The sequence below is a fragment of the Ruegeria sp. CG1 genome (assembly GCF_056537265.1).
Genome location: NZ_JBQFRF010000008.1, coordinates 107207 through 122819, shown reverse-complemented (window position 1 = coordinate 122819; position 15613 = coordinate 107207). Strand labels below are relative to the sequence as shown.

6 protein-coding genes are annotated in these 15613 nt (G+C 57.8%); 1 reads left to right on the top strand and 5 read right to left on the bottom strand.

Annotated features, from left to right (window positions below; genetic code table 11):
- Positions 1–99: 99 nt before the first annotated feature.
- Genes ACR0AU_RS19145 through ACR0AU_RS19135 form a run of 3 tightly spaced genes read right to left on the bottom strand, consistent with a single transcriptional unit; the run spans position 100 to position 3354 of the window.
- Positions 100–849 (bottom strand): N-formylglutamate amidohydrolase, encoded by a 750-nt coding sequence (locus ACR0AU_RS19145; RefSeq protein WP_170734054.1) that lies wholly within the window; start codon positions 847–849, stop codon positions 100–102.
- Entirely contained in the window at positions 846–2546 is a 1701-nt protein-coding gene (locus ACR0AU_RS19140) for a Na/Pi cotransporter family protein (protein ID WP_480796099.1), read from the bottom strand. The genes ACR0AU_RS19145 and ACR0AU_RS19140 overlap by 4 nt, the downstream gene beginning before the upstream one ends.
- Positions 2547–2550: 4 nt before the next feature.
- Positions 2551–3354 (bottom strand): inositol monophosphatase family protein, encoded by an 804-nt coding sequence (locus ACR0AU_RS19135; RefSeq protein WP_170734056.1) that lies wholly within the window; start codon positions 3352–3354, stop codon positions 2551–2553.
- A 375-nt stretch (positions 3355–3729) separates the two neighbouring features.
- On the opposite strand from ACR0AU_RS19135, the gene ACR0AU_RS19130 reads away from it, so the two are divergent.
- Positions 3730–5259 (top strand): sulfatase-like hydrolase/transferase, encoded by a 1530-nt coding sequence (locus ACR0AU_RS19130; protein ID WP_480562828.1) that lies wholly within the window; start codon positions 3730–3732, stop codon positions 5257–5259.
- A 23-nt stretch (positions 5260–5282) separates the two neighbouring features.
- On the opposite strand, the gene ACR0AU_RS19125 is transcribed toward ACR0AU_RS19130, so the two are convergent.
- Positions 5283–8642 carry a Tc toxin subunit A-related protein gene (locus ACR0AU_RS19125; protein WP_170734058.1) on the bottom strand — a complete coding sequence of 1120 codons (3360 nt, stop codon included), beginning with the start codon at positions 8640–8642 and terminating at the stop codon, positions 5283–5285.
- 19 nt (positions 8643–8661) lie between these two features.
- The gene (locus ACR0AU_RS19120) at positions 8662–15609 is read right to left on the bottom strand and encodes a neuraminidase-like domain-containing protein (RefSeq protein WP_480796098.1); all 6948 of its coding nucleotides are present in this window, start codon (positions 15607–15609) and stop codon (positions 8662–8664) included.
- Positions 15610–15613: the final 4 nt, after the last annotated feature.

The window sequence follows — 15613 nt, the reverse complement described above, 5'->3', positions numbered from 1 at the left end:
CCATCAAACGGCCCTGAAGGTCAACCAGACAAACCAATACCGTATCAATCTCGCCAGACGAAACCTCAGCCTTCAAATGCTCAAATGTCAGTGTCGCGCTCACGATGCGCCCTCCCTGATCGTGATATCGTTCAGCGCCGGTTCAAGCAGCGCCAGTATGTCCCGTGACATGTTGGCAACCTGTATTTCATTGCCCAAAAGATCATTGCGTACTTCGATCATCACATTGGCCAGCCCCCGGCTCAGCGCATGGAGACGGAGCGAATGCGTTACACCGTCAGCGGGGCCATAGGGCTGATTGCGTTCCGTGCGGCGATGCGGGATCTGATCCATATGATCCAGCATGGCATCGACCAGACGGCTGTCCTCGTCATGAAGAAGTCCAAGTTCAATCGCGCGCGGCTTACCAAAATAGACTGGCGTGAAGGAGTGAATAGTCACAACGACTGTATCCGGACCGCGCGCATCCAGAACCTGTGCAACAGCCTGACAGAACGGGGCATACACTGCCTGGGTGCGTGCATCGCGTTGCGATTGATCGAGGCCCACATTACCCGGCACTTCGATCAGTTCTGATTTCTCGGGCATTGCGCTTGCCGCCTCGGGCGGACGGTTGCAATCATAGACCAATCGCGAGACGGTCGAGGCCACGACTGGAGCATCGAGCGCTGTCGACAGCGCCCGTGTCAGCGCCATTGCGCCCGGATCCCAAGCAGCATGGCTGACGCGCGCGGATGCGGACAACCCCAAATCATCAAACTCTGCCGGAATGCGGTTGCTCGCATGTTCACACAGCAGAACGACGCGCCCAACGCCCGCCTGGTTCAGGATTTCGACCGATCCGGTCATCCTTTGACCTCGGTATCCGCATCCTGTTCCATCTGCGGCATTTCTTCGATCAGGCGGGTTTCAAGCAACAGCCCGTTGCGATACAGGATCGGATAGGCGACGGCCGCGATGTGACTGTTGAATTCGCGAAAGGCGCGCAGCGTTTCTAGGTGGATGTCGCTGGTTTCAAAGCTTTCTGCGCTGCCATGTTGCAAGCGTTTAAGGTGGCGTTTGCGACTGTCACGCTCGGCCCGCTTGATTTCGGTTTTTTCCAGGCTCAGCAGTCGCGCGCTTTCCAGATCGTCCGAGATCAGCACGTTCGAGGCCAGTTTCAGGTTGGCCACAATCCCCTCGTGCATTTCGACCAGCTCTGACCAACCTTCTTTCGAGAACGCGGCCCCCTTTTTGCGCATGTCATCCGCCAATGCCGTCAGGCGTTTGGCCACCACGTCGCCCGCGGTTTCCAGGCGAATGGCATATTCCATTAGGTCCCGCGCAATCTTGGCATTTTCCTTGCCGAACGCATCAGCGGGGATAGCCGCCACATATTGCCGGATACCAGAAAGGCAATCGTTCACATCAGTATCCATGTCCCGAATGGCCCGGATCTGCTCCTTGTCGCCGCTGCGATAAAGCTCCAGCGCAGGCCGGAACATCGAGCCAACCATGTCGCTCATCCGCAGAAGCTCGCGTTTGAGGTTAGACAGGGCCTGATTGGGTCTGCTGAGGGAGTCGAGATCAAGTGCGCTGATCGGTTGCCCGGGCTGCGCGCTGCTTTCAGGACTTTTCGGATCGGGCAGCAGTTTTTCGAATGGCGCGCGCAGCATGCCGCAGAACGGCAGGGCCAGAACCAGAAGCGAGGCGTTGAAAATCAGATGTGCATTCACCAGCATCTGCCCGCCTTGCAGATCGCCCAATACTCCGGTTCGCAGCGCCATGTTGGCAGCAAACAGCGAGACAATTGACCAACTGCCCCGCAGCGCCAGATTAGCGAAGGGAATGCGCCTTGCAGACAGGGCCATGCCGCGTGTCAGCCAAACCGGGATGAAGGCGGACCCGAAATTAGCACCCAACACCAGCGAGAGCCCGGCGGCAAACGGGATCGCCCCGATTTGCACCAGGGTCACACACATCAAGATCGCAGCGACCGAAGAATGCATGACAAAGGCCAGCGCTCCACCGACCAGGAACGCTGTGATGTAATCACGCGCAAGATACTCGGCGATGGCGGGTAGAAAGGCGCTGTCACGGATTGGGTCCATCGCCTCGCGCAGAAAACGCAGCGAGATCAGAATGAATGCGACACCCATCAGAATACGGCCCAACTGGCGCGGTTTCTTGGCCTCTGTCTTGACGAACAGATAGCCACCGACCGCAAGCAGTAGCGGCACCAACCAATCCAGTTTGAAGGACAGAACCTGAATGATCAGCGCCGAGCCGAGATCGCCACCCAGAACCATCGCGAGCCCTGTCGGAAAGGCCAACATCCCGCCCGCCGCAAATCCGGCGGTCAGCAATGCAACCGCGGCCGAGCTTTGCAGGACGACGGCCATTGTAAGCCCTACCATCGAGGCCTGCGCATAGCTGCGCTGCCCCGTCATCACCCGCTGAAACGATGCACCATAGCTACGCTCGATGCCCGTGCGCACCATGCGCACAGCGTAGAGCAGCAGCATCGTTGCACCAGCCAGACTTATGAGGAAACTGACAATCGCCATTCCGTTATCCGTTCACCAGATCAAGCAGCTCGGAATGCAGTTGCGGCGTGGCCGCCGATATGACTCGGCCGTCGGAGTTCAGACCTAGCGGCTTACCCTCCCAATCGCTCATGATCCCGCCCGCAGCTTCAACTACGGCGGAAACCGGCAGATAGTCATAAGGCTGCAGATCATAATCGATGACCGCATCAACATGGCCCATCGCAAGCAGTGCATGCGGGTAGCAGTCATAGGCAAAGCGTCGGGTCTGTCCCGAATTCATCAACCGATCAAACAGGGCCGGTTGATCCCGGTAAATCTTGTCGCCTTCGTTGACGAAAAAAACTGCGTCGCTCAATTGGCGTGTAACGCTGACCGAGACAGGCTTGCCATTCAGTGTGGCCCCTTGACCTTTCATGCCGATCAGAAATTCGTTCAGGGCAGGCATGCCGATGACCCCCAATCGGGGAACACCATTCGTGAGATATCCCAACAGGAACCCAAACAACGGATGCCCCGACAGGAATGACCGGGTGCCGTCAATGGGATCTACAATCCAGACATTCTGCCGATCCTGACCTTCGAACCCCTGTTCTTCGCCAAAGATACCGTCATCTGGAAAGTTCTCAGCCAAATATTGTCGCACCACGGCCTCGACACCCTTGTCCGCCTGTGTGACCGGGCTTTCGTCCGCCTTGAACTCAACCCCCAAACGTCCCCGAAAGTACCCGCGCGCAGCCTGCGCAGCGATATCGGCGATTTCGGCGGCGTGAATCGCGATATCTGACGTACCTTCGGGCGTTGCAACGGTATTAGGTGGGGTTAGCATCTGTTTTTGTCCCTCATTGCAATGCCTTAAGCAGTATTCAGAGACGCCGTCATGGTACAGGTAAACTGGATGACTAACGGATCGCCATTGCACATGGGTGTTCCGGTTGTATCGTCGCTCTGCGATGCTGCATTACGCAACATCTTTTAAGCATCAACGTCACAAAACCCCACACAGCACAGCAACATTAACCCACAAAAAACAACTTATTCAACCAAATTATTCCGTTTTTGGTTGATTAGCGGTTTCGTTTGTGGATTTTTGAGCGGTGGGTATCGCCATTCCGAGGCAAAGCAGGCAATACCGCCGCGTAGTTTTGGCAGGAATACACGCGCAGGGCCAAAGATTCGGTTCAGCGATCAGGAGCACCGGGATATGACAGACAAACACAACGTCCTGTTTATCATTACCGACCAGATGCGGGCGGATTGTTTGTTTGGGGCATTGGAGGCCCATGTTGACCTGCCTCACATGCGCGCATTGATGGAGGACAGTGTTTCTTTCACGCGGCACTTTTCCGTTACCAACCCCTGCGGGCCATCGCGCGCCTCATTGCTGACCGGGCAATACGCGATGAACCACCGGTCGGTACGAAACGGCACGCCCCTGCGCCACGATGCACCGACCATCGCCAGCGAGATGCGCAAGGCAGGGTATCTGCCGATGCTGTTTGGATATACCGACACATCACAGGACCCGCGCGTGTTTGATGCAAAAGACCCGGCGCTCAGGTCATATGAATTCCACATGGCCGGTTTTCAGGAAATGCTGGAAATGCGTTTGGAGATGTCATTCCCATGGCGTTCTCATCTGAAAAACCGTGGATATGAGTTCGAAAACTATATTGACGTGTTCAAACCGGTCGCACCCAATGGCGGCCAGCCTGCACTGAATGACCCGGCCTTCTACGCAGCCGAGGATAGCGATACCGCCTTTCTAACCGATCGGTTTCTGGAAACCATGCCGGCGTATGCGGATGATGACAGGGGATGGTTTGCACATCTGACCTACATTCGCCCGCATCCACCGCTGGTAGCCCCGGCACCATATAACCGAATGTATGACCCTGCCTCGCTACCATTGCCATCGCGACTGCTAACCGCCGAGGCCGAAGAGGCGTTGCATCCGTTTTTCGCTCCGGCACGGGCCAACAGCACGGTTGCCGGGTTTGTTGAAGGTTTCCCGGACCTTGAGCCAACGGACGAGGTAGTGCAGACGCTGCGTTCGATCTATCTGGGTCTTGCCACGGAGGTAGATCATCATATCGGCCGCGTGGTTTCGTTTTTGAAAGAGACAGGGCAGTACGACAACACTATGCTGGTGGTCACCGCAGATCATGGCGAGATGCTGGGGGATCGGCACAGTTGGGGTAAGATGTCGGTTTATGATGCGGCCTATCATACACCCTTGATCGTGCGCATGCCCGATGGAGCCCGTGGTAAACGGGTCGAGGCACCCACGGAATCGATTGATATCGTTCCGACGATTCTCGAATGGATCGGGCAGACAATACCGGATTCCATGAATGGGCATTCGCTGTTGCCCTTCCTTCAGAGTGAATCCTCAACCCCGGCTGACTGGCGCCGCTATTCATTCTCGGAGCTGGACTTCGCTGATCCGCTGAACCCAACCCGCTGGCAACGCGATCTGGAAACGGGGTTAGAGGACAGCTGCCTGAGCATCCTGCGCGACGACCGGTTTACATTGGTTGAGTTTGCGGCTGATCTTCCGCCCATGCTGTTTGACGGTGAAGGGCAGGGTGAGATGGAGAACGTGGCAGAACATCCTGAACACGCCGCCACATTGGCGCGCATGACACGCGACATGTTGCGTCACCGGATGCGGAAAATGGACAAGACCCTGTCAAACTGGATGATCACCCCGGATGGTCCGCGCCAACCGTGACGTTCCTATATGGCTGAGGATCGTCAACCACCCCAGGTTACAGTCATCAGCATATCCTCGAACTCTGCGGTGTCGAAAAACAGCACGATCTCACCCGTTGGGCCTGCGGGCAACGGAACCGTCGCCAACTGACCAACCGCCAGATCGCCCAGTTCCGGACGGCGGGTCAATGTGTCCTGAACCACACCTCCGTCGCTGGTATCAGAACGATCAGACACCGTGATTGTTGCCGGAGCAGCATCCAGACTGCTTTCAGCAAAAAGATCGCACCGTTTGAGCGTCGTGAGGCGACCAGCCGACCAATAGGGATAGTGCTCGGGTCGGAGTGTCAGCCGCAGCTCGTGACGCCCACCCGCAGCGGGTGTTTCGCGGCGGAAGCGTGCCCATTCTGTCGGGAACTCGTGCCGCAGTGAAAATAGCCGCACATTGCCCACAGTCCCGTCTGCCGCAATGTCAGCCTTCAGTTGATCAACGGCTGCATTGCGCACAGGCCCACCGCCATCCCGCGCAGTGTAGCGCAGGTGCAAGACGACGTCCGAGATCGTGTCATAGTCGAACTGCTGCGGATCGCCCTGCGTTGGGTCCGCCGGCAGCTCTAGCCGCCACTCGCTGACTGCGCCCACATTTTCGAATGGTAAATAGCGATCATCGGGCATGCCCTCGAACTGACCGGTTTCCATCTGTGCCGCACTGAAAACATTGCTTTCCGCACTGTGGTTATCGGCAAAGCGGTTGTCTTCGGGTCCCGTGCGAACGTAGCCATCCCCGATGTCCGGTCGCTGCCGGATGCTGCTCTTGAGATGCACAAGTTTCGCATGGGTCCCGATATAGGGCCCGGAAACACAGGGCAGGCTGAGCGCAACACTCTTGATCCGGCGGAAATAATGGCCCGGCCCATCCAGATCGAACTGCGCCTCGGGGATTTTAAAGGTACACCGACCTGTTCTTCGCAGATTGACCAGGGCCAGCGGATCGATTTGTAGCAGGCTGACATGTTTGGTCAGCTCGTATTCGTTGCGATTGTGCTCGTGATACGCAAGCTCCATCCGCTTGACGTCCAGCAGCAGCGCCTCGCCTGAAAGAAGCCCCTTGCGACCGCCATCCCAATAGTTGAACTGCACCAGAGTTTTCTGATCCAGCTCGGGCCGCATCAGTTCGGCTTTCATGGTCTGCTCGGCACGCCGTGCGGTATCAAAGGCAAAGCGGTAATACTCGTAATACAGCTTTGACAGCTCGCCCTGCAGCCAGCCGTATAGTTCTTCGTTGGTATACTTATCCTGCAGGAAATCGCGGGTCTGTTCGGTCAGACGGATTGCCTTTTTGACGTTCAGATATTCGCGATGCTGCGCCTGTTCCGCGATCAACGATGTCAGAATCTGACGCCCGATCTGCATCACATCATGGGCCGCCAGATTGTGCTGCAATATCCATTCGTCGGCGCGGCGTTCATAGGCGGCAGCGCGAGCCGCCATCCCGGCCTGATCACGGTTCCAATCCGCGATCATCCCGGATACATCCCCCGCGATCCGCATGACCGAGGACAGCACGGTTCCCACCTTAAAGTCGATGGTGCCACCGAGGCCCCAATAATGCAGGTCCAGTTTCGGGTCGGGGATCGGGGTAAGCGTTGCCGAGATCGAGTGGAACACCGATTTGGCCAACGTTGTGTCCCGGGCTATTGGCAGCAGGATGTTAAGTTCTTCATTCTCTTTTTTCGACAGGTGAAGGTCTCCGTCCCCGGTTTGGCCTGACGTCTGCGCGCCATCGCCATCGCCCGGACGCTCAAGATCGGGAAACTCCAGCCGCTGAACCGGGACGTCATATTGCGCAACAAGTGCTTCGTAGGCTTCGTCGAAATTGGCCTTTGTCAGGGTCTGACGGGTCAGCTCCAGGGTCTCGGGCGCATTTGGATCAGCTTCCTGACCCAGCAGGCGCTTGTAATAGTTCAATCGCTCAAGCGCCGCGCCACGACTGCCTATCAGCGCTTGCGTCGCTGCCTCGGTGTTTTTCCATTGAAGGTAACGAAGATCGACCTGCAGTTTCTGCAAGCTGACTTCGTGACCTTGCCGCAACAGGGCCAGTGCCTCGGCGTCGCGTTTTTCCAAGGCGGTCAGCAACGCCGACCCGATATTTCGGACCTCACCAGCCAATTCCGCCGCCTTCTCGATCAACACGCGCGAGCGGACGGGGCTGACCGGTTGATTCAAACCCGAAACGACAGATCCGATATCCAGCCCAGCCGCCGCCGCCTTGACCAGCATTCCGGGATCGATCGGCGGGTCGAACAGGGCAAGCGGACGAACCTGCCCTTCGATATCCATACAGTTGCGGATTTTGAACAGCCGGTCGGCAACCGTATCCCAATAACCCAGCAGCTTTTCATTATGCGGGATGCAGAAATACAACGTGCGGGCCATACCGAATAACGGCGCAGCGCTGTCGCTGGTGCCCGCACCTGTTGGCGTTGTGAAATTGAAGGGGAACGCGCCTTCAAGCTCGACCAATGCATTGCCCATCGGATCAAGCCCTTGCGCCCGAAGTTGCGCAAAGGTGCGTGGCGTGGTTGTTCCACCCGCAGGTGAACGCTGCGGCTTGTCGCCCAGTAAATTCGAGGCGAGCACATAGATCTGCAGCGCTTCCATGATGGCTTCGCGCGTGAATTGCTGGAACAGGTTGTCACCCCAGGCAATCAGATTGTCGAGGTACTTCATCACCACGTGCATCATGAATGAAATCGTCCGTGTGCGCGCGACTGCAAAGGGCTGAAACGGGGTGTTTCGCACCGCTTCATACCCATTTAGGATCGCTTCTTTCTCGGCCAGCTCCGCGTCGGTGCATTCGTCGTTTGGGTTGCTGAGCAGGGTCAACAACGTATCGATGGATTGGGCTTCGCCCTCGCGAAAGGCAAGGAAACGCCAATAGCGTGTGGGCACCGGTACATCGGGGTCATTCTCGGTCGGATCGAAAATCAGATGGAACCAGCGTTGCGCTTCGGCGAAACGTTGGGTCTTGGACAAGTGCACCGCAATGGTCAGCGGCACATGGAACATCAGTTCCCAATTGTAGTTGGCATAAGGCCCACCCATCCGCGTGTCAATTTCCTTCGGGAACGAATGGATGTCGATCTTGTCGGTTTCCTGCGGGGAATAGAGGGAATTGAAGAATGACTTGCGCAAGCTTTTGTGAAACTCCGGGGACAACATCCCGGGCACACCCTGTATGTTCAGACGCTCGATCAACTCCGACACGAAGGGGTGGAAGAAGTTTTCAAACGTGTAGTCCCAGTGTTTTTCATAGCTGATAAGCTTGATCTTCTGGGGGCCGAAAATGTCCTGATCAAGCAGGTGATGATAGCCGTAAGTGCTGATCTTGCTGGTATCCATGATCAAAGTCCTTTCCGGATCAAGTGCGACGCATGCGGACGGTGCTGCCCATCGGGCCGATGTCGCGGTCGCCAAAGCGGACCGTGCCACCGGTGCCCAGCGCTGTATGGACAAAGGCGTCTTCGGTCACGAATGCACGAAGAGTGCTCAGGTCGGCGCTGCCAAAGCCGGGGATTGCAGTCACCCGTTCAATCCGGTCGGGCTGCTCGGCAAACGGCTCGAATGCCAGCACCATGGTATCGATTGTCGGGTCAACCTCGGCCACGCGGCCAAAATCAAGCCAAGTCACAACTTCGACGATCCGCTGCTTCGTGGACACGTAGAACACATGTCGCGGGTCGGCATAGAAGAACGGCGACTCCCAGGCTTCTCCATTGGTCGGGTGATGCGGCTGTGTGGCCTGATCGGGCGCCTTATTGGACAGCAACCGATGCGTGATCCCGTCATTGGAATAGATCGCTGTAAGGCGGTTTGACCCGGTCGACGTAATACGTTTCGGCAAGAAATGCGGCGCCTTCTTGGGTGAGCGCGTATCGGGTGTGCTAAACGTGTTGTACATAAAGAACGAAACGCCCAGCCAATCCTTGTACGAGATCGATATCCGCATCCCGTTGGTCCATGGGAATGAAGACAGGCGGATGCCTTTGCGGAAATTGCGCATCTCTCGGGCTGGCACGTTTTCGCGCAGCAACAGGGGCTCATCAGGATCCGAACTGCGCGGCGGTTGCCAAACGCCATCCACCCGTTCAGTCCAGTTCAGCATGACCTTGACGTCAAAGGTGGGTTCATCAACATCCATCAACGATGACGCCTCAACCTCGGCCAGCGGGCCTGATCCCGCATTGGGTGTTCCTTGTGCCGTGTTTTCCGGCATCATCTTGATCCAGAACAGGAACAGACGATTGTTCCAGACCAGCGGCATGACCGGATTATCCTCGATATCCAGCGGGATTTTCTCCCACGCGCTCCACGAGCCGTAGGCACGGGTCCGGTGGTAATAACTGCGTTTGGCCCCGGCGGTGCGCCCGATAACATGCAACACGTCGTCTGCAGCACCGGGATCGCCTTCGATCTTGTAGAGACCGCATACTTCCAGCTTGGCGACCTCTTCCAGTTTCTGCAGATACCCGATCAGCGAGGTGGCTGCGCGTTCCTCGGTGATGTCACCCTGCAGCAACTCACTCATCGCCTCGCGGAAGAAGGGTGACTGGTCGTCGCGCAATTCCGGCTCCATCCAGTTTTCAGGGTACAGGAAGATTTTCCGGTTTGCCTCCCACACGCGGTAACGCTTCATCCACTCCCAATGCTTGGACCGAAGGCTGGATGCAGCCACACGGGGTTCAAGGTTCATCAGGCAGCGCTCGGTAAAGATCTGTACCGAGGACAATGCGTGACGAACCCGCGAAGTGAGCATGCACGGCTCCATCTGCACATCCATCAGGAAGTATTCGAACAACTTTTCGGGCGTGTTGATATGCGCCGCATCCGGACGCCCGCGCAGATCGTGCAGGATATGCGCCACCAATGCATCACGCTGGCGCTTGCGCAGGCGGTCATTGATCGGTTGCAGGATTTTCAGCCAGTCGTCCGGGCTGTAACGCGCACGAAGGGCGGCGCGGAAATTCCGCACAATGGGTCCGGTTGGGGCGGGTGTTGCGGCGGCGATCAGCGCTGTCGCCGGAATCCCAAGTGCCGTCAGCCATTGGGCGATGTCATGAAGCCGCTCCAGAACGGCCAGATCGCCAATATCGGCTGGGGTGAGTCCGAAATGTACCAACAGGGCGGCGATATCCACGGGATCCCAGCGCGTGACTTGGAACAACTCAGCCTCGGCGTCGGCTATGGCGACCGCTGGATTCTCGGCTATCGAGACCAGCCGGGCATTTTCAGGGGCATAAGCCGCCTTTAATCGCGCCATGCGCAGGTGGGCCGTTAGCACCCCCATCAGCGCGGCAGAGGTCGGATCATCGGGTGTACCGGTGACGGGCAGGATGTTTGGCCAGGCCGCACCCGCAATCTGCAAATCGCCATGTGTCGTCAGGTGCAAGATCTCAGCGACGTCAAGTTTCAGCGTTTCGGACAACCGTGCAATGCGGCGCGTGCGCAGGTAGGCCGCGCCCAGATGCGATACAGGATCAGCCGGGTAGAGATGCGAAGCGCCGATGACCTCAGTTCCTCGGCCCGGTGCACTCCAACGCAACGCCAGACGGTCGGTCACATTGGCCACGCCCAGCGCGATTTCGACCAAAGTGCCTGCGCGAAGCTCGATCGCGTTGGTGTTTGACCATATGCCGCCCGCCTCGGTTAGAAGAACAGGTTCGCCCGCGATGCTGAGTGTCACGGTCGCGCCCGCATCAGCTTCGACATCAATGTTGAAGAATCCGTTTTCAGGCGCTTCCAGATATCCCCGTAACCGGATCGAAATCGAAGAACCTGGTGTGGTTTGATTGTCTGGCAGCACTGTTCCAGTGGAGGCAAAATCAATCGCGCCAGATATGGTTTCGACCCGCGCAGGCGGTGCAGTGTGGGCCGGACCATCGCTGATTTCAGCACTCAGACCCCCGGATTCGAGCATCAGGGCATCCTCAAGCGCGGAGCTGGCTGGATCAGTCGCCGCATGGAGAACCTCGGCCTTTTCGAACAGGACGGCTGCCAGATCAGCCTCAACCTCGATCGCGGTACCCAGAAGCTGCAGCGCCACCTGGCGTTTCCGTCTTGAGATCAGCTGCGGCAGGATTCCTTCAAGCAGGTCACGATAGGCCTCGGCCTTTGATGCGGTTGAGCTGCGGTATGCGTCGTGAAGCGGGAGCAGCTCGGGGAAGCGGGTGAAGAATGGCTGTGATTGTGCCTCGCTGGCGTTGAACAAAGCGTCAATTGCTGGCGCGAAGGCAGCAGGTGTCCCGGCGACGGCCTGCAGGGCATCTCTGACAGTGGTCGACATCAGCCCGTTGAAAACCAGAACCTTGCGGAAATCGTCATAAGCGATTTGATCGGGCGCCTCGGCCAGGATCACCGGCTCTAGCGCAGGGGCAGAATGGTCATAGGTAACCTCGGCCGAGGATGTGGCTTCCAGATATCCGAAGAACTGCTCGGTCGCTTCGGCCCCATAGACCAGAGCCATGTGGGACCGGGCAATACCGCCATCGGGATCGTCCACCAGAACAAAGTCATTGGTGATCGCCGCAAACCCTGCACGCAGATCGCGCGCCAGGGTCGTGATGTTTTCTGCGGGCGGTGTCGTCTGGCCACTTGGGTCATGGTTCAACAGCAGCGCCAGCGCTGTTTCCAGCGACAGGCCTAGCTCGGACAGGCGATGCACCAGATCGATAACCGTCAACAGAGCGGGTGCAGTGGCGTCTTGCGGGCCATAAGGGTCAAGACCGGTGGCTTGCAGCAAACGCTCCAATCCCGGCACGCTTTGCTCAAGCGCGCGCGCCAACCAGCCGCGACGGTAGATTGCGCTGACCGTCTCGATGGTCAGGGGTGTCGTGTCATCGAACCCCAAAACAGCGACGATCCGGTTAAATTCCGGACCCGTCAATGAAAAGGCCGCGCGCAAGGTTTCAACCTCGGGCAGCAACAGGGCCGCAGGGTCTGTAAGCACACCGCCAAAACCGTCCTCGGCAAAGGCGGGGTTTTCGCGAGCAGGCCGCTGGAACATTTCACGGAATAGCGCGGCGGTTCCATTGGTGCTGATTGGTCCAAAGAGGGCCAGGATCGGGCGCAGCGCGTCCTCGGGCCTTAGCTCCAGCGCATCAAGGGCCGACATGGCGATGCCCAACTGTGGCAGGAGCTCGGCAAAACCGGCGTCCATGCGAGCCAGGTCTACCTGCGCGTCGGCACCGTCCGGCATCTGGTTCGTCGGATAAAGCGCCGAGATGATAGCATCCGTGTCGGCAATGCTAAGTTCCAGAACACGCCACAGGCGGACGAACCGGTTAATCCGGATAAAGTCATTCCATTCAAGGCGGTTGGACAGCGGATCAGGGTCTGGGTGACGCAGTTCAAGCGCGCTTAGGTCGCACATATCCGACGGGTCTTGCGGATTTGTAAGCACGATCAGACCCATGATCCGGTCGAAAGTAGTGTCATCAAGCAACCATGCCTCGATATCACCCCCAAAGCGTTCAGGCTCGACCCCTGCCGCCATCCGGCTTTGTAGTTCTGCGAAGTTGATCGCGCCGTCCCGGAAGGCCCGGATATCGTCGAAGCCCAGGCCAAGATGCTCAAGCTTCGGGATCAGCGCGGCTCCGGGGTTCACGAACTCGGTCTTTAGGATGTTCACGAGATCAACCGGCGTGATCTCGGTGCGGCGGCACAGGTCGCGCACGCTTTCCAAGCCATCACGCACTTCGGCTGCGCTGGCACCCGCATCAAAACCATAAAGCGAACGCACTGTCAGATCGGGTCGCGCTGACCCGGCAACTGACACGCTTTCGGTCAGGACGGCGTTGAGACCGCGCGAGATGTTCAAGCGCTGCAGCCAGATGTCGCGCCATCCGTACGGTGCATCGTCCAGCGCGTCTGACGAACGCAAGTCGGCCATAACCCGATGTAAAGGCGCGTCGAAACGATTGAACAGGGCCTTCAGTGCCTCCAACGAACGGTCAAACGGCAATGGGATGGGGAACTGGGCGGTGGCCAGCGTGGCATAGGCGGCATCGCGTACAAATTGAGGGCTGGCCAACAACTCTTCAGGCGGTGTTTGACCATCGGTCGAATGACCCTGATATCCACCCAAAGACATGCCGTTGACAACGAAATGCTCAAGCACCTCGTTCACCAAGTCGATGTATGGCACAGGCGTCAGAGTGTTTTCGCAAGTCAGAGGCAGGTGTTGAATATCAGGCCGCCGATCAAGCAACACATCAAGTGGATTGGTGAAGCCGTTCGGAATCTCGGTCGCGGGGCGATCGAGAAACAGCAGAAGATCGACAAGATAGGCTGCGGGGCTGAGGACTGACCGGCAATGCTCGCATCCGCAATAATCCATCGAACCGAAAAGCTCTTCTAATGTGGAGTATGCGAGCACATCGCCAAAATTGTCCGACCCGCCCGGGGTAGGGTTCAAAAACCCGTCAGCAGCGCCCACGCTGGGGCCGATCGCTGGCATCATCCGATGAGTCATATAGGCGGTGGCCAGATTCAGAACCGCTCCATGGACCTGTTCTGCCTTGCGGTAGATCTGCATCGCGACGGCCTCGTTCAGAACGGCCTTGTGGGCGCGCAGGAACTCATCTTGTGGCAGCGCCACGACCGTATAGGCCGAATCCAACCCTGCAGCCAACATGGCATTCATACTGCTGTCGTCGGGCGAGATCTGATAGACCCGCTGAATGCGTGAGATTTCGCGCACCACTTCTGGCGGTTCGTCCAGCGCATTTTTTGCAATAAAGCGCGCAACGGGCTGCTGGCCTATCTGGAAGGTATCGGCATGTTTTGCGAGGAAATCATGCACGTTATTCGACAGCCCTGTATCGACCAATGGCGTCTCCTGCGCCCGGACCATTTCCGCAACAACCGCAGTCGGGAAAGACAGCCGCACCTGAGCGGCCATGAATTCTGCATAGTTGGCGCGTCTTTCGGCGGCATCCCGGCCCTGAACTGCCTCTGGCACGGGGTCGGTGTCATCCATGATCGCGGCCCAGGCATCGGCTTTATGAAAACCCGCCTTCACTAGGCCTCCCAACGTACCGTCCGCATCGCCATCGGTGTCACGGTGCAAGCGTTCGACCAGCTTGGAGTTGTTGAGCGTCAGATAGGCAAGCTTGCCATCGGTCTGCAAACGGGCGGCTTTGTCCTGACCCAACTTACCCTCTACCTCGGTCCAGAATGTATCGAGATCATCACCATGCGCCGCATGGAGCGCGGCAAAAGTTTCGCGCTCGTCATCCCGCGTCAGCGAAAGTGCAAGCAAAGGCTGCATTCCGGCCAAAGCCCCGGGAGGGGGCGTATCCAGCCGCACGCGCGCGGAAACTTCGGTAAATCGGGCAAGGGAGGCATCTGTCTGATCCGCCAGTTTGGCGTCGATCAATCCTTCATCCAGCGCGGATTTCCAGATTTGCGCCACTTTAGCAGGGGGCGTGCGGAAAACCGCGGTGTCATCGGCGGGAACACCTGCACGTAAAAGCGCATAGAACAGGCCAGAGTCGATGCGTTGACCACGCCGTCCAGCGGTCTTGTCAGACAACTGCTGGGATAGCGACGCCAGTGCCACGGCGCGCGCGTCCCAACCTGTTTTATTGGCCAGATATGTGATGTCCTGACGGGTGTCGCTTTCTTCAAGTTTCGACAAGGCACCGTTGAACTGACCAGAGAGCGCCTTGGTCAGTGTGGCGTGTTCTGAAGACAGTTTTGCGGCACTTTCAGCAGGCAGAACCACGGAAAGCTCGGAATCCGGTCCGGCGTCATATTCCACCGCCGAAGCGGCAACCACATCGTCATTCAAACGCACCTGCACCTGAAGGTCTGGTGCATCCTTGCCGCGCTTGGTGATCTGATCTCCGGTAAACACAATCTCGAAGGCACCGCGTTTACCGGTTGTAGCCTTCCCCAGTTCAACGTCGCCGCCGACACCTTTGTCGACAACAACAACAGCAAGGCCATCAACAGCCGCACTTTGCGCACTTATAACGCGACCGCTGACACGGTAGGTGCCAAAATCCGTCGGCGTGTCCAGTCGAGCGACCAGATCGTTAATCACAGCTGCCGTTCTTTTATCGACACTGCCGGTCGGGGACAGATCGGCCTCTTTCTGAACCAGGCGAACGGCTTCAGTGGTGCCTTTTCCGTAGGTCGGTGTGCGGCCATCCTTTTCGCGCGACACGATATCGGCCAGCGCTCGGCGCGCGTTGATATCATTGGCCAGCAGCAAGCCTTCACGCAGCAGTGCCAGCAAAGCGGATTGCAGATCGCCCACCGTAGCGCGGCGCATTCTGGGCTTTAGCGGATGCGTAACTTTGGTCATGAGG

Coding starts and splice junctions, on each gene's coding strand:
- ACR0AU_RS19145 (WP_170734054.1), bottom strand. CDS start 849: ATGACCGGATCGGTCGAAATCCTGAACCAGGCGGGCGTTGGGCGCGTC.
- ACR0AU_RS19140 (WP_480796099.1), bottom strand. CDS start 2,546: ATGGCGATTGTCAGTTTCCTCATAAGTCTGGCTGGTGCAACGATGCTG.
- ACR0AU_RS19135 (WP_170734056.1), bottom strand. CDS start 3,354: ATGCTAACCCCACCTAATACCGTTGCAACGCCCGAAGGTACGTCAGAT.
- ACR0AU_RS19130 (WP_480562828.1), top strand. CDS start 3,730: ATGACAGACAAACACAACGTCCTGTTTATCATTACCGACCAGATGCGG.
- ACR0AU_RS19125 (WP_170734058.1), bottom strand. CDS start 8,642: ATGGATACCAGCAAGATCAGCACTTACGGCTATCATCACCTGCTTGAT.
- ACR0AU_RS19120 (WP_480796098.1), bottom strand. CDS start 15,609: ATGACCAAAGTTACGCATCCGCTAAAGCCCAGAATGCGCCGCGCTACG.